Origin of the sequence: Phaeobacter sp. JH20_08, assembly GCF_048056635.1 — a bacterium.
Lineage (GTDB): Bacteria > Pseudomonadota > Alphaproteobacteria > Rhodobacterales > Rhodobacteraceae > Phaeobacter > Phaeobacter bryozoorum.
Window position 1 is genome coordinate 55,721 of the sequence record NZ_JAYMVV010000018.1, and the last position, 18,527, is coordinate 74,247.

19 protein-coding genes are annotated in these 18,527 nt (G+C 60.6%); 10 read left to right on the forward strand and 9 right to left on the reverse strand.

Annotation, left to right across the window (positions count from 1 at the left end; translation table 11 throughout):
- Positions 1-4: 4 nt before the first annotated feature.
- The 4 genes from VWY75_RS15825 to VWY75_RS15840 form a co-directional block, all read right to left on the reverse strand.
- A complete protein-coding gene (locus VWY75_RS15825) occupies positions 5-760 on the reverse strand; it encodes an ABC transporter ATP-binding protein (protein ID WP_340545322.1) in 756 nt (251 codons plus the stop codon).
- 12 nt (positions 761-772) lie between these two features.
- A complete protein-coding gene (locus VWY75_RS15830; protein ID WP_416536174.1) occupies positions 773-1,975 on the reverse strand; it encodes a branched-chain amino acid ABC transporter permease in 1,203 nt (400 codons plus the stop codon).
- A 4-nt stretch (positions 1,976-1,979) separates the two neighbouring features.
- Positions 1,980-3,002 (reverse strand): branched-chain amino acid ABC transporter permease, encoded by a 1,023-nt coding sequence (locus VWY75_RS15835; RefSeq protein WP_340545324.1) that lies wholly within the window; start codon positions 3,000-3,002, stop codon positions 1,980-1,982.
- 154 nt (positions 3,003-3,156) lie between these two features.
- Positions 3,157-4,503 carry a substrate-binding protein gene (locus VWY75_RS15840; protein WP_340545325.1) on the reverse strand — a complete coding sequence of 449 codons (1,347 nt, stop codon included), beginning with the start codon at positions 4,501-4,503 and terminating at the stop codon, positions 3,157-3,159.
- A 232-nt stretch (positions 4,504-4,735) separates the two neighbouring features.
- On the opposite strand from VWY75_RS15840, the gene VWY75_RS15845 reads away from it, so the two are divergent.
- The 5 genes from VWY75_RS15845 to VWY75_RS15865 all read left to right on the forward strand — a co-directional run bounded on the left by VWY75_RS15845 (position 4,736) and on the right by VWY75_RS15865 (position 11,069).
- Entirely contained in the window at positions 4,736-6,049 is a 1,314-nt protein-coding gene (locus VWY75_RS15845) for a short-chain fatty acyl-CoA regulator family protein (RefSeq protein ID WP_416538636.1), read from the forward strand.
- 99 nt (positions 6,050-6,148) lie between these two features.
- Positions 6,149-6,595 carry a response regulator transcription factor gene (locus VWY75_RS15850; RefSeq protein WP_340545327.1) on the forward strand — a complete coding sequence of 149 codons (447 nt, stop codon included), beginning with the start codon at positions 6,149-6,151 and terminating at the stop codon, positions 6,593-6,595.
- Positions 6,592-6,927, forward strand: coding sequence for a hypothetical protein (locus tag VWY75_RS15855; RefSeq protein WP_416536172.1), 336 nt, complete (start codon positions 6,592-6,594; stop codon positions 6,925-6,927). Before VWY75_RS15850 ends, VWY75_RS15855 begins: the two co-directional genes overlap by 4 nt.
- Positions 6,927-9,605, forward strand: coding sequence for an ATP-binding protein (locus tag VWY75_RS15860; protein WP_416538637.1), 2,679 nt, complete (start codon positions 6,927-6,929; stop codon positions 9,603-9,605). Before VWY75_RS15855 ends, VWY75_RS15860 begins: the two co-directional genes overlap by 1 nt.
- Positions 9,606-9,686: 81 nt before the next feature.
- Positions 9,687-11,069, forward strand: coding sequence for a FliM/FliN family flagellar motor C-terminal domain-containing protein (locus tag VWY75_RS15865; protein WP_416538638.1), 1,383 nt, complete (start codon positions 9,687-9,689; stop codon positions 11,067-11,069).
- Between the two features lie 201 nt (positions 11,070-11,270).
- Here the strand turns inward: VWY75_RS15865 and VWY75_RS15870 are convergent, their stop codons facing one another.
- The 4 genes from VWY75_RS15870 to VWY75_RS15885 all read right to left on the reverse strand — a co-directional run bounded on the left by VWY75_RS15870 (position 11,271) and on the right by VWY75_RS15885 (position 13,516).
- The gene (locus tag VWY75_RS15870) at positions 11,271-11,720 is read right to left on the reverse strand and encodes a TIGR01244 family sulfur transferase (RefSeq protein ID WP_416536168.1); all 450 of its coding nucleotides are present in this window, start codon (positions 11,718-11,720) and stop codon (positions 11,271-11,273) included.
- An 11-nt stretch (positions 11,721-11,731) separates the two neighbouring features.
- Positions 11,732-12,163: a DUF6691 family protein gene (locus VWY75_RS15875; protein ID WP_416538639.1), complete on the reverse strand. Its 432-nt coding sequence runs from the start codon at positions 12,161-12,163 to the stop codon at positions 11,732-11,734.
- Positions 12,163-12,591: a YeeE/YedE family protein gene (locus VWY75_RS15880; protein WP_416538640.1), complete on the reverse strand. Its 429-nt coding sequence runs from the start codon at positions 12,589-12,591 to the stop codon at positions 12,163-12,165. Before VWY75_RS15880 ends, VWY75_RS15875 begins: the two co-directional genes overlap by 1 nt.
- 61 nt (positions 12,592-12,652) lie before the next feature.
- Positions 12,653-13,516, reverse strand: a complete 864-nt coding sequence (locus VWY75_RS15885; RefSeq protein ID WP_416536162.1) for an MBL fold metallo-hydrolase — start codon at positions 13,514-13,516, stop codon at positions 12,653-12,655.
- Positions 13,517-13,860: 344 nt separating this feature from the next.
- Here VWY75_RS15885 and VWY75_RS15890 point away from each other — a divergent pair, with 344 nt between their 5' ends.
- Positions 13,861-14,091 carry a hypothetical protein gene (locus tag VWY75_RS15890; RefSeq protein WP_340545335.1) on the forward strand — a complete coding sequence of 77 codons (231 nt, stop codon included), beginning with the start codon at positions 13,861-13,863 and terminating at the stop codon, positions 14,089-14,091.
- Between the two features lie 119 nt (positions 14,092-14,210).
- Here the strand turns inward: VWY75_RS15890 and VWY75_RS15895 are convergent, their stop codons facing one another.
- Positions 14,211-14,429 carry a hypothetical protein gene (locus VWY75_RS15895; RefSeq protein ID WP_340545336.1) on the reverse strand — a complete coding sequence of 73 codons (219 nt, stop codon included), beginning with the start codon at positions 14,427-14,429 and terminating at the stop codon, positions 14,211-14,213.
- A gap of 233 nt (positions 14,430-14,662) precedes the next feature.
- On the opposite strand from VWY75_RS15895, the gene VWY75_RS15900 reads away from it, so the two are divergent.
- The 4 genes from VWY75_RS15900 to preA all read left to right on the forward strand — a co-directional run bounded on the left by VWY75_RS15900 (position 14,663) and on the right by preA (position 18,520).
- Positions 14,663-14,926 carry a DUF2312 domain-containing protein gene (locus VWY75_RS15900; RefSeq protein ID WP_014874404.1) on the forward strand — a complete coding sequence of 88 codons (264 nt, stop codon included), beginning with the start codon at positions 14,663-14,665 and terminating at the stop codon, positions 14,924-14,926.
- 190 nt (positions 14,927-15,116) lie between these two features.
- Positions 15,117-15,512: a RidA family protein gene (locus tag VWY75_RS15905; protein WP_340545337.1), complete on the forward strand. Its 396-nt coding sequence runs from the start codon at positions 15,117-15,119 to the stop codon at positions 15,510-15,512.
- Positions 15,513-15,827: 315 nt separating this feature from the next.
- Positions 15,828-17,162 (forward strand): NAD(P)-dependent oxidoreductase, encoded by a 1,335-nt coding sequence (locus VWY75_RS15910; RefSeq protein WP_340545338.1) that lies wholly within the window; start codon positions 15,828-15,830, stop codon positions 17,160-17,162.
- A 53-nt stretch (positions 17,163-17,215) separates the two neighbouring features.
- Complete coding sequence (preA, locus tag VWY75_RS15915) at positions 17,216-18,520, forward strand: NAD-dependent dihydropyrimidine dehydrogenase subunit PreA (RefSeq protein ID WP_416538642.1); 1,305 nt, start codon at positions 17,216-17,218, stop codon at positions 18,518-18,520.
- The last annotated feature ends 7 nt before the right edge of the window (positions 18,521-18,527 follow it).

The window sequence follows — 18,527 nt, forward strand, 5'->3', positions numbered from 1 at the left end:
CTCCTTACGCCGACTCGCCGAGGTAGGCTTCGCGCACCTTCGGGTTGCCTTTGATGTTTTGCGGATCATCCTCCACCAGCGGTTTACCCTGCGCCAGCACGGTGATCCGGTCCGCCAGCGAGAATACGACGTGCATGTCGTGTTCGATGATCGCGATGGTGATGTCGCGCTCGGACTTGATCTGTTTCAGCAGATCAATGGTGTTGTTGGTATCGGCCCGCGCCATGCCCGCTGTGGGTTCGTCCAGCAACAGGAGGCGCGGTTCTTGTGACAGACACATGCCAATCTCAAGCCGTCGCTTATCCCCGCGTGACATGGAGGCCGCGTTCATGTGCCGTTTGTCGGCCATGTTCATCTCCTCCAGCATATGCTCTGCCTTTTCCAGAATGTCGCGCTGGCTGGAGACGGCGCTGATCGCATTCATCTCAAAGGCGCCGTCGCGTTTGGCAAAGCAGGGGATCATCATGTTCTCCAGCACCGAGAGGTCGCCAAAGATCTCTGGCGTCTGGAAAACGCGGGAAATGCCCATCTGGTTGATCTCATAAGGCGCGCGGCCCAGAACGGATTTGCCGTCAAACATCACCGACCCTGTATCCGGGATCAGTTTGCCCACCAGGCAGTTCAGAAGGGTCGATTTGCCTGCACCATTGGGGCCGATGATGGCATGGACCGTGTTTTCGCGCACGCTGAGGTTCACCTCTGACAGCGCCTGAAGGCCGCCGAACCGTTTGCCTACGTTTTTGACTTCAAGGATACCCATTGGTCTTGCTCCTTATTCCGCAGGTTCAGTTTTGCCCGAGGGGCTGTCTTTTTCGTGTTTGCGCCCCTGGATCCAGCCGCGCAGCTTCTGTCCGCCTTCGACCAGGCCACCGGGCAGGAAGATCACAACCAGCATGAACAGGATGCCCAGCGTCAGGTGCCAGCCCTTGCCGATGAAGGGGTGGACGATGAAGACCATCGCATCCTCGATCCCGTCGGGCATGAAGCTGAACCAGCTGTGCAGGACGTTGTCGTTGATCTTGGAGAAGATGTTCTCGAAGTATTTGATGAACCCTGCGCCCAGAACCGGCCCGATCAGGGTGCCTGCTCCGCCGAGGATTGTCATCAGAACCACTTCACCAGAGGCGGTCCACTGCATCCGTTCGGCGCCTGCCAGCGGGTCCATTGAGGCCATCAGGCCGCCAGCCAGACCGGCATACATGCCCGAGATCACAAAGGCAGCCAGCGTGTAGGGCCGCGTGTTCAGGCCGGTGTAGTTCATCCGCTGCTGGTTCGATTTCACCGCCTTCAGCATCAGACCAAAGGGCGAGCGGAAGATACGGATCGACAGGTAGAATGCGGCCAGCAGGATCAGTGCGCAGAGGTAGTAGCCCGCGTTGAACTGGAAGGCCCACGGACCCACGACCATCTCGAAGGTCGAGCGCATCTCCAGGCCAAAGAGGCTGGTCACCGGGATCGAGCCATCAGCGGTCGCCGACACGCCCAGAATGCGCGGGTCATCCAGCGTCAGCTGCAGGCCGGTCTCGCCATTGGTGATTGGGGTCAGCACCGAATAGGCCAGATTGAAGGACATCTGCGCGAATGCCAGCGTCAGGATCGAGAAGTAGATGCCGGAGCGGCGCAGGCTGACATAGCCGATCACCAGTGCAAACAGACCCGCGACGATCACCGACAGCACGATGGCCGGAACCACGTTCATGCTGAGCAGCTTGAACATCCAGACCGCTGAATAGGATCCCACACCAAGGAAGGCGGCATGACCAAAGGACAGGTAGCCGGTGAGGCCAAAGAGAATGTTGAAGCCGATGGCAAAGATCCCGAAGATTACAAACCGCTGCATCAGGTCCGGGTAGCCCGCGTTGAACTGCGCCAGGGCGCTGCCCGTCGGGAAGGGGTTCAGGATGAACGGTGCAAACAGGGTCAGGATGGCAACGACCAGCAGCAGCGTCTTGTCTTTTTTGTTGAGTGCGAACATGTGCTTAGTCCTCCATCACACCTTTGCGGCCCATCAGGCCTCGAGGGCGGGTGAGCAGAATGATGATTGCGACCACATAGATGATGATCTGGTCGATACCGGGGATCAGGGATTTGATTTCATTCATCGAGGCGAAGCTTTCGAGCACGCCAAGAAGGAACCCTGCAAGCACGGCGCCGGGCAGCGATCCCATACCTCCGACAACCACCACCACAAAGCTCAGCACCAGGAAATCCATACCCATGTGGTAGTTGGGGGAGTTGATCGGTGTGTACATAACGCCGGCCAGTCCCGCGACGGCGGCAGCGATGCCGAACATGATGGTAAAGCGGCGGTCGATATTGATCCCCAGCAGCCCGACGGTTTCACGGTCGGCCATACCGGCGCGCACCACCATGCCGAATGTGGTAAACTGCAGGAAGGAGAAGATGCCGCCGATGATCACAAGGGCAAAGCCGAAATAGACCACGCGCCAGACCGGATAGATGATGTCGAGGCCGATGATCGCACCCAGATTGATCACGCCGTTCAGCGCATCGGGCGCAGGCGTCTGGATCGGGTTGGCGCCGTAGAAATATTTCACCACCTCCTGCAACACGATGGCGAGGCCAAAGGTCACCAGAATCTGATCCGCATGGGGGCGCTTGTAGAAATGCTTGATCAGCCCGCGTTCCATCACATAGCCAACCGTAATCATGATCGGGATGGCAAATAGGATCGCCAACGGCACGGCCCAGTCGACGATGGCACCGCCCACCTCGGGGCCGAACCAACTCTCCACATAAGGGGTTTTCACCTTGAGCGGATTGCCCAGAAAATCCTTCTGGGTTTCATCCACGGTTTCAAAGCTGAGGCTCAGGACGCGTTGCACGGTGACCGCACAGAACGCGCCGATCATGAACAGCGCCCCATGGGCAAAGTTCACCACGCCGAGCGTGCCAAAGATGAGTGTCAGACCCAGCGCGATCAGCGCATAGGCCGAGCCCTTGTCGAGCCCGTTCAAGATTTGCAATAGGATTGCGTCCATTGTCCCCACCTTCGGTTGGTCCGTCTGGAATTGGCATAAGTCGGCTGTTCAGCGCCGCTGGCGCTGGTCCTGTCGTCTAGACATGTCGGGCAGGGTCAAGCCGGGAGAGTGACGGGACGGGCACCGTTGAGAGTGCCCGCCCCGGTTATCGCGATCAGGCGCCGCTGTTGCAGGTGCCCAGGGCACCGCCTGCAAACATCGGGTGATCCGGCGGGTAAGTTACCTGCGCTGCCGGGGTCACTTCGACCACTTCAAGCAGGTCGAACTCCGAGGTCGGGTTTTCCTTGCCGCGCACAACCAGAACGTCCTTGAAGCACTGGTGGTCTTCGGCGCGATAGAGCGTCTTGCCGTTGCCCAGACCGTCGAATTCGAACCCTTCGAGGGCTTCGACAACCGCACAGGGGTTGAACGAACCCGCGCGTTCCACCGCATCTGCATACAGCAGGGTCTGACAGTAGACGGTATGCGCGGCCTGGCTGGGCGGGAAGCCATACTTGGACCCGAAGGAACGTACGAATGCCTGCGAGCCTTCGTCCTGCAGCGACCAATGCCAGTTGGTGGAGCCGTGGATGCCCTTCACGTTCTCGCCCGCACCTTTCGCCATCAGACGCGAATAGAGCGGTACGACAATCTCGAAGTTCTTGCCGTTTACAACCTTTTCACGCAGGCCGAACTGAACCGCGTTGGTCAGCGAGTTCACCATGTTGCCGCCATAGTGGTTCAGCACCAGCACATCCGCGCCGGAGTTCAGAACCGGGGCGATGTAGGACGAGAAGTCGGTTGCAGCCAGCGGCGTGCGCACCTTGTTCACGGTGTTCCAGCCCAGGGCCTCGGTGGCGGCGGCGATGGATTCTTCCTGGGTCCAGCCCCAGGTGTAATCCGCCGTCAGGTGATAGGCGTTCCGGTCAGTGCCGTAGAGGTTCTTCAGCACCGGCGCCAGGGCAGCGCCGGACATGTAACCGTTGAAGAAGTGACGGAAGCCGTTGGCTTTCTTGTCTTTACCAGTGGTGTCGTTGGAGTGGGTGAGACCCGCCATGAAGATCACGCCGGCCTCCTGGCAGAGACCCTGCACGGCAATCGCAACACCGGAGGACGAGCCACCGGTGATCATTACGGCACCGTCCTTTTCGATCATCGACTTGGCGGAGGCACGGGCGGCGTCAGATTTCGTCTGAGTGTCGCCGGTGACGTATTTGACTTCTTTGCCCAGGATACCGTTGCCCTGTAGCGACTTGGACGAGAAGGTGTTCATCATGCCGCCGTCGCCGCCGCCATTCAGATGTTCGACCGCCAGCTTGTAGGCGCGCAGCTCGTCCGCGCCTTCGTCGGCATAGGGGCCTGTTTGCGGAACGTTGAAGCCCAGCGTCACGCTGCTGCCGGTCGGTTCGTTGGTAAACGCCGCAGCAGACGATGCGGTAAAGATTGTCGGAAGCGCAACGCCGGCACCTGCCAGGGCGCCGGTCTTCAGGACTCCGCGACGTGATACGTCAGTCTTGGACATGTAATCCTCCCATTTGTGTAATGACGACAACAGCTCCTCACTTCCGCTGGCGCCCGCACGTTTTCGTGCAAAATCAGTATGGGCGCGGCTTGTAAAATTGCGCAATAAAACCCTTGAAATGCAGGTTTATTCTGTAAAGAAATGAACAGGTGTTAAGGATTCTTTGTAAAGAAACTTATGTTGCGTTGCAGAAAACCCTTGATCCACCGTGTTTTTGAGAGGGGGCATTGCCATGGGCCGTGACACGTTGACAGGAAGCCGTATCCGGGAGAGGCGCTTGATGTTGGGACTGCGTCAGGCGGAGCTGGCCCGGCTGGTCGATATCTCGGCCTCCTATTTGAACCTGATTGAACACAATCGCCGCAGAATCGGCGGTAAGCTGCTGGTGGATCTTGCACGGGTGCTGGCGGTTGAACCCTCCATGCTGACCGAAGGGGCAGAGGTGGCGTTGCTGGCGACCCTGCGGGAGGCGGCGGCTGATCTCACCCGACCTGTGGCCGAACTGGACCGGGTAGACGAATTTGCGGGCCGCTTTCCCGGCTGGGCCGAGGTTCTGGCCCAGGGCCGACTGCGGATTGCCAGCTTGGAACGGACGGTCCAGACGTTGTCGGACCGGCTGACACATGATCCTCAGCTGGCGGCTTCGCTACATGAGGTGCTGTCTACCGCTGCCGCCATCCGGTCGACGGCCTCGATCCTCGCCGAAACCGGCGAGCTGGAGGCCGAATGGCGGGATCGGTTCCACAAGAACCTCAACGAGGATTCCCGGCGTCTGGCCGAGAGCAGCCGTGCGCTGGTGAATTTTCTTGATGAGAGCAACACATCGGTCGAACGGCGGGGGATGCCCCAGGAAGAGGCGGAGCAGTTCTTTGCCGCTCATGAGCACCACTTCGTGGACCTGGAAGTTGCGGATGTGGCCGCCCGCCCCGGGCTGATCGAGGCGCTGCTGTCGCAGGCCGATGAGCTGGTCAGCGCCGCCGGAACCGCCATTGCCCGCGCCGGGCTGCTGCAATATTGCGCCGATGCCGAGGCGATGCCGCTGACAGATTTGGCCGAGCGGCTTGCCCGCGATGGCGTGGCCCCCGTCGCCCTGGCGCGTGCGTTCGACTGTGACCTGCCGACGGTGCTGCGGCGGCTTGGGGCCTTGCCTCCTGAAGTTCTGGGGCAGGAGGCAGGGCTGGTGATCTGCGATGCCTCGGGGTCGATCCTGTTCCGCAAGCCTGTGACCGGGTTCGCCCTGCCGCGTTTTGGAGCCTCCTGTCCGCTCTGGCCGCTTTACACGGCGCTGTCGCGGCCGCAGGAACCCGTGCGCCGCGATGTGGTGCAACAGGGGCGCAATGCAGTCGGGTTTGATTGTCTGGCGGTTTCCTGGCCGCATCAGCGACCGGATTTCGACAGCGATCCGTTGTATCATGCTGTGATGCTGATCCTGCCCAAGCGTGACGTGGCCGAGACCGCTCAGCCGGTCGGCGCGAGCTGCCGGATCTGTTCGCGCCGCGACTGTGTGGCGCGGCGCGAGCCGTCGATCCTGAAGGAAGAGTTTTGACAGCGGCGCAAGCGCAGCGCTACTGTTGCGCCAGGGACGGAGGCGCCTGGGGGCAATGACCCCGCGAAGGTTCGGGCGTAGGGGAGGACTATCCACACAATGGGCAGGCATGTTGTTCTGGTCGAAGACGAGCCGAATATCACCGAAGCAATCCGGTTTCTGCTGACCCGCGACGGCTGGCAGGTGGACAGCCATGCCGATGGCAGTGATGCGGTAGAGGTGATCTGTGCAGCCAAGCCGGATCTGGTGATCCTGGATCTGATGTTGCCGGGCAAAAGCGGCCTGGAGATCATCCGCGAGCTGCGCGAGAGCGCGCGATTGCCGGGGTTGCCGGTGCTGATGCTGACCGCAAGGGGGCAGCTGCGCGACCGGGAGATGGCCGAACAGGCCGGAGTTACGCGGTTCATGACCAAACCGTTTTCCAACAATGAGGTGCTGACCGCTGTGCGGGATCTGCACGCGCAGGCTGCCCAGAACCGGGCCAAACTGTCTGATGCGGCGGCTGCCGCCGCTGCCGATCTGGCCGAACAGGCCCGCCAGGGATGATCCGTGGCGACGGGGCCGAAGGCGAGGGTGAAACCGCGGCGCCGTTTGTCGAGCGCAAGACCTACCGCCGCCGTCGCCTGATGGATGTCGCACGATTCTTGCCGGTGCTCGGTGCGCTGCTGTTTGCGGTTCCGCTGATGTGGCCTGACCCTGATCCCTATCCGGCCCCCGACACGGTGTCGGGTATGCCCCTGTCGCGGGCAATGATCTATATCCTGGTCGTTTGGGCGGGGCTGATCCTGGCCAGCTTCGGCTTTGCACTGGCGGTGCGCCGCTGGGCGGAACATTGGACAGAGGGTGGCGAGCCGCGCCGGGGCGGGGACGCAGACTGATGGCGTCACTCAATGTTCTGGCGCTGGTCTGTCTGGGATATGTCGCCCTTCTGTTCATCGTCGCCTTTGCGGCGGACCGCCATGCCAGCCACGGTCGCGCTGCCCGCTGGATGCGATCTCCGCTGATCTATACGCTGTCGCTGTCGATCTACTGCACGGCCTGGACCTTCTATGGCGCCGTGGGCTACGCGGCACGTTCGGGACTGGAGTTTATCACCATATACCTCGGCCCGACGCTGGTAATGGTCGGCTGGTGGTGGGGGCTGCGCAAGCTGGTACGGGTCGGCCGCAGCCAGCGGATCACCTCTATCGCTGACCTCTTGTCTGCGCGCTATGGCAAGTCGAACCTTCTGGCGATTGGCGTCACGATTCTGGCGGTGATTGGTACGACCCCCTATATTTCGCTGCAATTGCAGTCCATTACACTGTCTTTCTCGATCTTTGCCGAGGCTGATCCGCTGCGCAGTGTCAATGAAACGCAGACGGTGTTCTGGGTGGCGGCGGGGCTTGCGGCCTTTGCCATTCTGTTTGGTACGCGCAATCTCAACGCCAACGAACGCCATCATGGTGTTGTCACCGCCGTCGCGCTTGAGGCCGTGGTAAAACTGATCTCCCTGCTGGCGGTGGGCATTTTTGTGGTCTGGGGAGTGGCGGGTGGTGTGGGTGAGACGATGGTGCGGATTGACGCCTCCAGCATAGGTCAGTGGCAGGTTGATGGCGGTCGCTGGGCCACCATTACATTCCTGTCTGCCGCCGCCTTTGTCTGCCTGCCGCGTATGTTTCAGGTCATGGTGGTCGAGAATGAGGATGAACGCCACCTGCGGGTCGCGGCCTGGGCGTTTCCACTTTATCTGCTGTTGATCTCGATCTTCGTGGTGCCGATTGCGGCCATCGGGCTGGAGTTGCTGCCGGCCGGGTCGAATCCGGATCTGTTCGTGCTGACCCTGCCGCTGGCGCAGGGACAGCAAGGGTTGGCGATGCTGTCTTTCCTTGGCGGGTTTTCCTCGGCAACATCCATGGCCATTGTGGCTGCAATGGCGCTGTCGACGATGGTGTCGAACCATATCGTGATGCCGATCTGGCTGCGCTGGCAGGAGGTGGGCGCCTCGGTCTCGGGGGATGTGCGGCATGTGGTGCTGCTGTCGCGACGTCTGTCCATCGCAGGCATCATGGCGCTGGGGTATTTCTATTACACGCTATCGGGCGGCGGTGCGGCGCTGGCCGCCATCGGACTGATCTCCTTTACAGGTATCTCCCAGATGCTGCCGAGCCTTGTCGGGGGCCTGTTCTGGCGCGGCGCCACGCGCAGCGGTGCGCTGGCCGGCCTGTCGGTCGGCTTTGCGATCTGGCTTTATACAATGCTGCTGCCGGAGCTTGGCGGTGGGCTGTTGCCCGCGCGGGTGCTGGCCGAGGGGCTGCTGGGCCTATCCTGGCTGCGGCCACATGCGCTCTTTGGGATCGAGGGCCTTGATCCGACGGTCCATGCGGTGCTCTGGTCGATGGCCTTGAACACGGCGGCGTTTCTTATCGGATCATTGCTGACCTTTCCGAGCCCTTTGGAGCGGTTACAGGGCGCGCAGTTTGTTCATGTGTTTGATCATTCGTCGGGGCCGCGCGGCTGGACCGGCTCGGTTGCGCAAAGCGAGGATCTGATGATCATGTCGCAGCGTATTCTGGGCGCGGGCGAGGCCCAGCAGTTCTTTCAGAGCGAATTGGCGCGGCAGGGAGGGCGTGGTCCGTTGCCGGAGCCGACGCCTGCGTTTCTGGAGCGGCTGGAACGCGAACTCAGCGCCTCGATCGGGGCGGCGGCGGCCCATGCCATGGTGGGGCAGATTGTGGGGGGATCGTCGGTGTCGGTGCAGGATCTGCTGGCTGTGGCGGATGAGACCGCGCAGATCCTCGAGTATTCCAACCGGCTTGAGGCGCAATCTGAAGAGCTGTCAAGAACCGCGCGCAAGCTTCAGGAAACAAACGAAAAGCTGACCCAGTTATCGCAGCAGAAGGATGCGTTTCTTAGCCAGGTGAGCCATGAATTGCGTACGCCGATGACTTCTATTCGCGCCTTCTCCGAAATCCTGCGCGACACTGAGAACCTCGAACCCCGTGATCACAGCCGCTATGCTGGTATCATCCATGACGAGGCGCAGCGGCTGACCCGTCTGCTGAACGATCTGCTGGATCTGAGCGTGTTGGAAAACGGTCAGGTCAGCCTCAACATCAGCGCCGGGCGGCTCGGCGATGTGCTGGATCATGCGGAGGCGACCGCGCTGGCGGATGGTTCCGCGCGGCTGAAAGTTCAGCGTGATACGGCGACGGATGAGATGCGGCTGTCATCGGATCTGGACCGGCTGGCACAGGTGTTTATCAATCTGATCGCCAATGCCGACAAATACTGCACCGCGGCAGAGCCGCAGCTGCGTATCATGGCGCGGCAGAGCGGTGACTGGTTGTTCATTGACTTCATCGACAATGGGCAGGGAATCCCGGCGGAGTTTCGGACCATGATTTTCGAGAAATTCTCGCGAGTTAGCCCAGAACGTGCAGGCGGTGCCGGTCTTGGTTTGGCGATCTGTCGCGAGATCATGCAGCGACTCGGCGGTGATGTGGCCTACCTATCGGATGAGGTCGGCGGCGCGTTTCAGGTTTCCTTACCTCTTCGTCGGGAAAACCCGGTTTAACTGTTTATCGTAAAGTTATTGGTAACCACTCTTGGGGTAGACCTATGGCAAAGCGGTGCGAGAGGGGCAGGTTTACAACCTATGTCTGAAACGAAATCGGAATCGGCAGCGACTGGTGGCAGCGGCGTATTGGCCCGCAAATTGGCCGCCACCAAAGAAGGCAAAGGCGGGCTTACCAGCTACCTGACCCTGAAGGCGTTGCGCCGCTCGATTGCGCGGGCGGCGGCGGATCTGTGTGATCTGCCGGTCGCTGTGCTGGCCGCGCGCCAGTCCAACCGTGTTCCGGAAGATCTGCCACCGCATCTGTCGGACAAGCATCTGCTGGTGGTATTGGACGGGCCGAACGGGCGTATCGGTGCCGCGACACTGGACGCGCCAACCGTGACCGCCCTCATTCAGCAGCAGACCATGGGGCAGGTTCTGGGCAAGGCGCCGAGCGAACGTAATTACACCCCGACAGACGCGGCCATGGTTGCCGATTTTCTTGAGCGCACCTTTTCCAAGGTGGTCTCCATGCTGGCCCAGCAAAAGGATGAGGCGATCTTCTCCGGCTACCGTTTCGGCGCGCAGGTAGAGGATGTGCGCAGCCTCGTTCTGGGTCTTGAGGCTGAAGATTACCGGGTGATTGAGCTGACGCTGGATCTGGCCTGCGGTGCCATGCAGGGCGGGCTGACATTGATCCTGCCGGAACCCACGCCGGAGGATCTGGGGCAGGCCGGGCAATCAGCCCATGCTGCGGGACCGTCACTGGGCAGCAACATGGGGTCAATGCGTGCAGAGCTGCGCGCGATCCTCTGCAAGATGAAGATCCCCGCAAATGAATTCTCCTCGCTCGAGGAGGGGGATCTTCTGCCGCTGGATCAGGCCTATCTCTATGAGACGGAAATGATCTCGATCAGCGGCCAAGCCGTTGCGCAGGGACGTCTGGGGCAGATGAATGGCGCCCGCGCCGTGCGGCTGACAGATCCCCGGACCAAACTTGTGAATGATAGTGCGGCCGATCAGGGCTCGTTCTCAACTCATATGGGCGGCGATGCCGCTGCGCTCGACCATGAACCTCCGACGCTGGATCTCTCCATCGCGGCCGACGGGTTGCAAGACCCGATGGGCGGCATGGGTGGGCTTGGCGATATGGGCGGCGATCTTGGGGATTTTGGCGGTGATCTTGGAGCCGACCTTGGCGGCGATCTGGGAGGCGACCTTGGCGGCGATTTCGGCGGAATGCCAATGGGCGATGGCCTCGGTGATGGGCTTGGCGACGGTCTTGGTGATGCGATGTCTGGTGATCTGCCGGATCTTGGCGAATTGCCGGACCTTGGCGCGATGCCCATGGGGGACGGTCTGGGTGATGGATTCGGAGATGGGCTGGGAGATGGGCTGGGAGATGGGCTGGGCGAGTTCAACGCCGACGCCGCCGCGATGGAAATCTCCGATCTGGCCGGGCTGAACAGCGGTACCGGCTGACCGCGACAACGCAATCCCATCGCGCCTGATGCTGTCCTGCCAGTCTCCGCACGGTGCGCGGCAATGCGACCCTTTCGAAAGCTCAGCTGAACACCCGCTATCGGCAGAAACAAAAAAGACAGTGCACGATCGGCACTGTCTTCATTTTTCATATGTTTATATGGCGAAGCTTATCTGGCGTTGCGGGCTTTGGCCACGACGTCAGCTGTCGCCTTCGGCAAGGGCGGATTGGGTTGCGACGGCGATCAGAGTCGGCCGGAGCCCGTCCAGCTGATAGCCCGCCTGCGCGGTTGCGGCGAGGATTTCATCCACCGGCATCACCGGCGCTTGCCCAAGGGCCCAGATGACCGAGCAGCGCGTGCCCGAGGCACAATAGGCCAGAACCGGACCTTCGGAAGCCTCAATAAAGGCCTGTTGCTGCGCAACATTCTCAGGCGTCATGGTCTGGTGGGTCAGGGGAAGCACCTCAAACCGAAGCCCCTGCGCCTCAGCGGCGGCGCGGATAGCCTCGGCCTGATGGCTTGGCGGTACCTCGGCATCGGGCCGATTGCAGATCACCGTGGTGAAACCGGCCTCGGCCAGCTGTGGCAGGTCCTCAACCGAAATCTGCGGCGAGACGGAATAGCGGGGGGTCAATGTGCGTGCATCCATGGATCTGTCTTTTACGTGCTTGCTGCGGTTCGGTCCAGTCGCTGGACGACGGGCGGTGCCGCAATCATGCCGACGCCCATCGAGACCAGGAAAATGACGCCTCCAAACCCACCATAGCTGAGCGAGGCCATTGCTGGTCCGGGGCAGAGACCGGCAAGCCCCCAGCCCATCCCGAAGAGGACCGAACCGATCACCAGGCGCCTGTCCAGTTCTTGGCGCGGCAGGCTGGGAAAGGAGCCACCGACCAGTGGGCGGCGTCCGTCTGTCAGTTGCCAGGCCACTGCCATTGGCAGGATCGCGCCGCCCATTACGAAGGCCAGCGTGGGGTCCCAGTTGCCAAAGATATCAAGCCAGCCCTGGACCTTTTGCGTGTCGGTCATCCCTGACAGAAACAGTCCCAGACCAAAAAGCCCGCCGGCGACGAAGGACAGCAGTACCCGCATTAGATCAGCCCCCAGAGATGACGAAACAGGGCCAATGTCACGGCGCCTGCAAGAATGTAGATGAGAGTTGCCACCAGCCCGCGCAGCGACAGCCGCGATATGCCGCAGACGCCATGGCCGGATGTGCAGCCATTGGCGATACGGGTGCCAAGACCAACCAGCAGGCCCGCTGCGATGATCACCACGGTGTTGCCGGTCAGGTGGGTGTCAGGGGCGTCGGCCACGGTCAGCCAGATCACCAGCGGCACCAGAATGACACCGGCGATGAACGCGATGCGCTCGCCCGACGTATTGCGCCCGCTGCCGTCGATCAGCCCGCCAAGGATGCCGCTGGCGCCCATGATACGGCCGTTGCCAAGCAGATAAACTGCCCCGCCTGTGCCGATCAGCGCACCGCCAATCAGTCCCCAGATCCAATCTGCATTCATCGTGATATCCCTTGTTTATGGCCGCTTGTGCCCAGTTCGGCGCAGTGTGTGTCAGGCCCGATCAAAGCTTGTCGATCGGCACCTTGAGGTAGACATGGCCGTCGTCCTCCGGTTCTGGCATCCGGCCGGCCCGCATATTGACCTGCAGTGATGGCAGGATCAGCCGGGGCATGGCCAGAGTGGCGTCGCGGGCATCCCGCATGGCCACGAATTCCTCGATGGGACGGCCCTGACCGATATGGATGTTGAGCGCCTTCTGCTCTCCAACGGTGGTTTCCCAGGCATAGTCGTCGCGGCCGGGCGCCTTGTAATCGTGACCGACAAAGATTCGGGTCTCATCGGGCAGGGCGAGAATTTTCTGGATGGATTGAAACAGCGCCTCAGAGGATCCACCCGGAAAATCGCAGCGGGCGGTGCCGAAGTCCGGCATGAACAGCGTATCACCGACAAAGGCTGCGTCGCCAATCACATAGGTGAGGCAGGCCGGGGTATGGCCCGGTGTGTGCAGCACGTCGCCGCGCATCTGGCCGATGTGAAAACTATCGCCATGTTTGAACAATGCGTCGAATTGGCTGCCGTCGCGCTGAAACTCGGTGCCTTCGTTGAACACCTTGCCGAAAGTGTCCTGAACCAGCGTGATATTGGCACCAATGCCAATCTTCCCGCCCAGCTGTTCCTGAAGATAGGGCGCTGCCGACAGGTGGTCGGCATGAACGTGGCTTTCGAGGATCCATTCCACCCGCAGCCCTTCGGCCTTGACCCAGGCAATCATCTCATCAGCGGACCGGGTATCGGTGCGCCCTGCGGCATGATCAAAATCCAGCACGGAATCGATCAGCGCGCAGGCGCTGCCGTCCGGCTCCCGCACCACATAGGATACGGTATTTGTCTGTTCATCAAAAAAGGCTTTGACGATCGGCTTCATGGGGACCCTCCTGCTGTGTCTTTTACATATATTAAATAATGAATATGTTCAAGTGGGCATTCACCCGGGGCTGCGAAAAATCGACCGTAAATCAGGGCGCCGGGTCGGTGCCCTGGCTTGTACCTGCTCATTTTCTCGTTATGGTTGATCTCGCTCAAAGTCATGCTGCGGATACTATGCTACTGTGGCGATTGTGGTGAGGTGAACCGCGATGCCTTGTGCAGAACACAAGGGGTGTCGGGAGCGGGCAGAAGGGCGTTGTTCAGCCCTCTCCGTCCCGGTTCATACCCCCGTGTTGCGGCGCGGGTGATGCCCGCCGCGCAGGCTCTAGGGAGGAGTGTGGAATGACCAACGACAATAGCAGGATCGACAGTCTGATACAGCGGGCCGAAGGGCTCGAACGCAAGATATTGGCCGCACATCGCCAGGATCGGCTTGCGCTGCATCCTGATTTTAACCGGACATTGGCACGTCTGCGTGTGGCGGGTGGGCGTGTGCCGACCCGCATGGTGCGACTGGAGCAGATCCTTAGCGAGGAATCCGCCGAGGATATGTTCGACAATATGCCGGTTTGAAAGATGGCGCTGTGTCCGGCGGTCAGCCGCTGGCCTGTCATGGTCACGGTCGGCCTGCCCGGGGGGCAGTGCGTCACCGACACGGTGGAAAAAAAAACGGCGCCACCGCAAGGCGGGGCTTAGCCCAGGCTGAGCCCCAGCATGACCAGCATCAGGCCGATAACCGACAGGAATAGCGCGCCCAGATTATAGGGCAGGACCTTTTGGATGACGGCCCGCAGGGCGTCGTCGTCCAGCTTCTGACGTTTGGCCTGCATCACGCGCAGAACGCTCCACATCAGCCCCAAAAGACCGGCCACAGATACAGCCGCACCAGCCCAAACCAGAATCTCGTACATCGCACTCTCCGATGGCGGCGCGCCAATGCGCCGGTCGTTTTCAGGGGCAGCGCCTATCGGATTGCTGCGCCCGGGGCAACCCGCGCGGGCCTGGTGGGTTATGGTGTGTGGCAGATTTTGCCTATTGGGGCGGGCGCTGCGCGGGATTGTCCTATCACTGCTTGCGGACTGAGGTGCGCACTTGTATCTGGAGGGCTGATCCGAATGTCTACCCTTTGCCGACGGAGCCCACGATGGATATGACCGAAGACGAAAAAAGCGACAGCTACCGTGTGACCGCTGGTGAATTGCGCCAGTTTATCGAACGGTTCGAGCGTCTGGATGCCGAGAAAAAAGATCTCGCAGAGCAGCAGAAAGAGATCATGGCCGAAGCCAAAGCGCGCGGCTATGACACCAAGGTGATCCGCAAGGTGATCGCCCTGCGCAAGCGGGACAAGGACGATATCGCCGAGGAAGAAGCGGTTCTTGAAATGTATAAAGAAGCGCTTGGCATGTAACGGCGGCCTCAGACCGCGCGTGACTGCAAGGTGACGACATCGGCCCTCCGCCAATGCGGGGGGCTTTGTTGTTTCTGGGCCTTTGATCCCGGTTATGCTTTAGGTCTGTAAATTTTAAGCTTGAAGTATTTTCTCAGGTGACCGATATTGGCGGATAATTGTCCCCCGTCCGCCGATGCAGGAGTCCCCAATGCCCACAATCAACGTGCACCCCGATGGCTGGAAACCTGCAAAAGGCTATGCGAATGGCATGATCGGCGAGGGGCGGATGTTGTTTGTCGGTGGCCAGATTGGCTGGACTGCGGATCAGGTGTTTGAAACCGATGACTTCATCGGCCAGATGAGCCAGGCGCTTCAGAATATCCTGACCGTGGTGCAGCAGGCAGGCGGGCAGGCCAGCGATATCACCCGGCTGACCTGGTATGTCACCGACAAGGCGGAGTATCTGGCCCATCAGGCGGAGGTTGGCGCCGCCTATCGTGCGGTGATGGGTTATCATTTTCCAGCCATGACAATGGTCGTTGTTGCAGACCTGGTGGAAGACCGTGCCAAAATCGAGATCGAAGCGACGGCCATGCTTGCCTGAGGTGGCTGGCGCTTAGCCGCGCGCTGAATCTCTCCATGCGAATGGTCCTGTCGGCAGCGCTGCGGGCGCTGTTTTAGATCAGTTGTCCTGACCTTTTTTGACACCGATACTGCCCCGAGCGCGCGGGTGGATTGAGGGATGCCGCGCCTGCCCATATTCTGGGCGGCGCGGTTTTCGTTTTTGTTTTTAACACCTTGAGTAGAGGATCGGCAGGGCAGGCTAAGAAAAACGTCATTTCAAAAATTTTACCAGTTGATAAAAAATCAAACTGTGGCACTCTGGTTTGCATAATAAACAAATCCAGGGAGACACCCAATGGCGACCAGCCATCAGGCATCCGGCGTTCAGGCAGGGCGTTTGTCCGCCTCAGAAATTGCCGACAACTTTGGAGATCTGCATCCGCAATATGAGGCGCATGAGGCGGCGGTGGCAGCGGATCGCTGCTATTTCTGCTATGATGCGCCCTGTATTACGGCTTGCCCAACCTCCATCGACATTCCGCAGTTCATCCGCGAGATCCAGACAGGCCACCCGGAAACGGCGGCGAAGACTATTCTCGAACAGAACATCCTTGGCGGGATGTGCGCGCGGGTCTGCCCGACCGAAACCCTCTGCGAGCAGGCCTGCGTTCGTGAAGCGGCCGAAGGCAAGCCGGTCGAGATTGGCCGTCTGCAACGCTATGCAACCGACACGCTGATGGAAAAGGGCGTGCACCCTTTCAGCCGCGCCGAAACAACCGGCAAGAAAGTGGCCGTGGTTGGTGCCGGTCCGGCGGGTCTCTCTGCGGCGCACCGTCTTGCGATGTTGGGCCATGACGTTGTCGTTTATGACGCCAGGTCCAAGGCGGGCGGCCTGAATGAATTCGGGATCGCCGCGTATAAATCCACCAATGATTTTGCGGCGAAAGAAGTCGATTGGCTTCTGCAGATCGGTGGAATTGCCATGGAATACGGCAAGAAGCTTGGTGGCGATCTGAGCCTCGATGCCCTGAAGGCCGAATATGACGCAGTGTTTCTGTCCATCGGTCTTGCCGGTGTGAACGCCCTGCGGGCGGCGGGCGAGGACAAGGACGGTGTGCGTGATGCAGTCGATTTCATCGCCGAGCTGCGTCAGGCCGATGATCTGGCAAACCTGCCGGTCGGTCGCAATGTCGTGGTGATCGGCGGCGGCATGACTGCGGTTGACGCGGCTGTGCAGTCGAAGCTTCTTGGTTCCGAGAATGTCACCATCGCCTACCGCCGCGGCCGTGACGCCATGGGGGCGAGCCGGTTCGAGCAGGACCTTGCGGCCACCAAGGGTGTAAAGCTGATGTTCAACGTTCAGCCGGTGGCTGTGCACGGGAATGGCGCCTGTGCGGAAATCGAGCTGGAGTATACCAACAGCGAAGGCGGTCAGCTGACCGGCACCGGCGAGACGGTGCGGATCGCAGCCGACCAGATCTACAAGGCGATCGGGCAGACGCTTGAGGGCCAGCCGGACGCGCTGGCGCTTGATGGGCGCAAGATCAAGGTGGACGCGCAGGGCCGGACATCGGTCGCGGGGGTCTGGGCCGGGGGTGATTGTGCCTCTGGCGGCGAGGATCTGACAGTGACGGCCGTCGCCGAAGGTCGCGATGCGGCCATGGATATTCACGCCAGCCTGATGGGCTAAGCCAGCAGCAGGGCCGGACCCGGCCCTGTGTTGCCAGTGTAAGGAACAGACAAATGGCTGATCTGACAGCAGATTTTCTGGGGATAAAATCTCCGAACCCGTTCTGGCTCGCCTCTGCGCCGCCGACGGATAAAGAATACAATGTCCGCCGCGCCTTTGAGGCCGGCTGGGGTGGGGTGGTCTGGAAGACCCTCGGCTCCGAAGGCCCGCCGGTGGTCAATGTGAACGGTCCGCGCTATGGCGCGATCTGGGGGGCGGACCGCCGCCTTCTGGGGCTCAACAATATCGAGCTGATCACCGACCGCCCGCTTGAGGTGAATCTGGAAGAAATCACCCGCGTGAAAAAGGACTATCCAGATCGCGCCATCATCGTTTCGTTGATGGTGCCCTGCGAGGAGCAGGCCTGGAAGGATATCCTGCCGCGTGTCGAAGCTACCGGTGCTGATGGGATCGAGCTGAACTTTGGCTGCCCGCATGGGATGGCCGAACGTGGTATGGGCTCTGCCGTGGGGCAGGTGCCGGAATACATCCAGATGGTCACGGAGTGGTGTAAGAAATACTACTCCAAGCCGGTGATTGTGAAGCTGACGCCGAATATCACCGACATTCGCCACCCAGCGCGGGCGGCCAAAGCGGGCGGTGCCGACGCGGTCAGCCTGATCAATACGATCAATTCGATCGTATCGGTGGATCTTGATGCCATGGCGCCTGAGCCAACCATCGGCGACAAGGGCACACATGGCGGCTATTGCGGCCCGGCAGTGAAGCCGATTGCGCTGAATATGGTGGCCGAAATCGCCCGATGCCCGCAGACTCATGGCCTGCCGATCTCGGCCATTGGCGGCGTCACCACCTGGCGCGATGCGGCTGAGTTCATGACCATGGGTGCAGGCAACGTGCAGGTCTGCACCGCTGCCATGACCTATGGTTTCAACGTGGTGAAGGAGATGATCTCGGGCCTGAACCAGTGGATGGATGACAAAGGCTACAACCGTCTAGATGATTTTGTTGGTAAAGCCGTGCCCAATGTCACCGACTGGCAGTATCTGGATCTGAACTACGTCGCCAAGGCCAAGATCAATCAGGATGATTGCATCAAATGTGGTCGCTGCTTTGCCGCCTGCGAAGACACCTCGCATCAGGCCATCGCGATGAGCGAGGACCGCGTCTTTACCGTCAAGGATGACGAATGCGTCGCCTGTAATCTTTGCGTGAATGTCTGCCCGGTCGAAGGCTGCATCACCATGGAGGAGGTGCCCGCCGGTCAGATCGACGAACGCACGGGCAAAGTGGTGTCCGATGAATATGCAAATTGGACCACCCATCCCAACAACCCGTCGGCGACGGCGGCCGAATAGGGTGGGG

Coding starts and splice junctions, on each gene's coding strand:
- VWY75_RS15825 (WP_340545322.1), bottom strand. CDS start 760: ATGGGTATCCTTGAAGTCAAAAACGTAGGCAAACGGTTCGGCGGCCTT.
- VWY75_RS15830 (WP_416536174.1), bottom strand. CDS start 1,975: ATGTTCGCACTCAACAAAAAAGACAAGACGCTGCTGCTGGTCGTTGCC.
- VWY75_RS15835 (WP_340545324.1), bottom strand. CDS start 3,002: ATGGACGCAATCCTATTGCAAATCTTGAACGGGCTCGACAAGGGCTCG.
- VWY75_RS15840 (WP_340545325.1), bottom strand. CDS start 4,503: ATGTCCAAGACTGACGTATCACGTCGCGGAGTCCTGAAGACCGGCGCC.
- VWY75_RS15845 (WP_416538636.1), top strand. CDS start 4,736: ATGGGCCGTGACACGTTGACAGGAAGCCGTATCCGGGAGAGGCGCTTG.
- VWY75_RS15850 (WP_340545327.1), top strand. CDS start 6,149: ATGGGCAGGCATGTTGTTCTGGTCGAAGACGAGCCGAATATCACCGAA.
- VWY75_RS15855 (WP_416536172.1), top strand. CDS start 6,592: ATGATCCGTGGCGACGGGGCCGAAGGCGAGGGTGAAACCGCGGCGCCG.
- VWY75_RS15860 (WP_416538637.1), top strand. CDS start 6,927: ATGGCGTCACTCAATGTTCTGGCGCTGGTCTGTCTGGGATATGTCGCC.
- VWY75_RS15865 (WP_416538638.1), top strand. CDS start 9,687: ATGTCTGAAACGAAATCGGAATCGGCAGCGACTGGTGGCAGCGGCGTA.
- VWY75_RS15870 (WP_416536168.1), bottom strand. CDS start 11,720: ATGGATGCACGCACATTGACCCCCCGCTATTCCGTCTCGCCGCAGATT.
- VWY75_RS15875 (WP_416538639.1), bottom strand. CDS start 12,163: ATGCGGGTACTGCTGTCCTTCGTCGCCGGCGGGCTTTTTGGTCTGGGA.
- VWY75_RS15880 (WP_416538640.1), bottom strand. CDS start 12,591: ATGAATGCAGATTGGATCTGGGGACTGATTGGCGGTGCGCTGATCGGC.
- VWY75_RS15885 (WP_416536162.1), bottom strand. CDS start 13,516: ATGAAGCCGATCGTCAAAGCCTTTTTTGATGAACAGACAAATACCGTA.
- VWY75_RS15890 (WP_340545335.1), top strand. CDS start 13,861: ATGACCAACGACAATAGCAGGATCGACAGTCTGATACAGCGGGCCGAA.
- VWY75_RS15895 (WP_340545336.1), bottom strand. CDS start 14,429: ATGTACGAGATTCTGGTTTGGGCTGGTGCGGCTGTATCTGTGGCCGGT.
- VWY75_RS15900 (WP_014874404.1), top strand. CDS start 14,663: ATGGATATGACCGAAGACGAAAAAAGCGACAGCTACCGTGTGACCGCT.
- VWY75_RS15905 (WP_340545337.1), top strand. CDS start 15,117: ATGCCCACAATCAACGTGCACCCCGATGGCTGGAAACCTGCAAAAGGC.
- VWY75_RS15910 (WP_340545338.1), top strand. CDS start 15,828: ATGGCGACCAGCCATCAGGCATCCGGCGTTCAGGCAGGGCGTTTGTCC.
- preA (WP_416538642.1), top strand. CDS start 17,216: ATGGCTGATCTGACAGCAGATTTTCTGGGGATAAAATCTCCGAACCCG.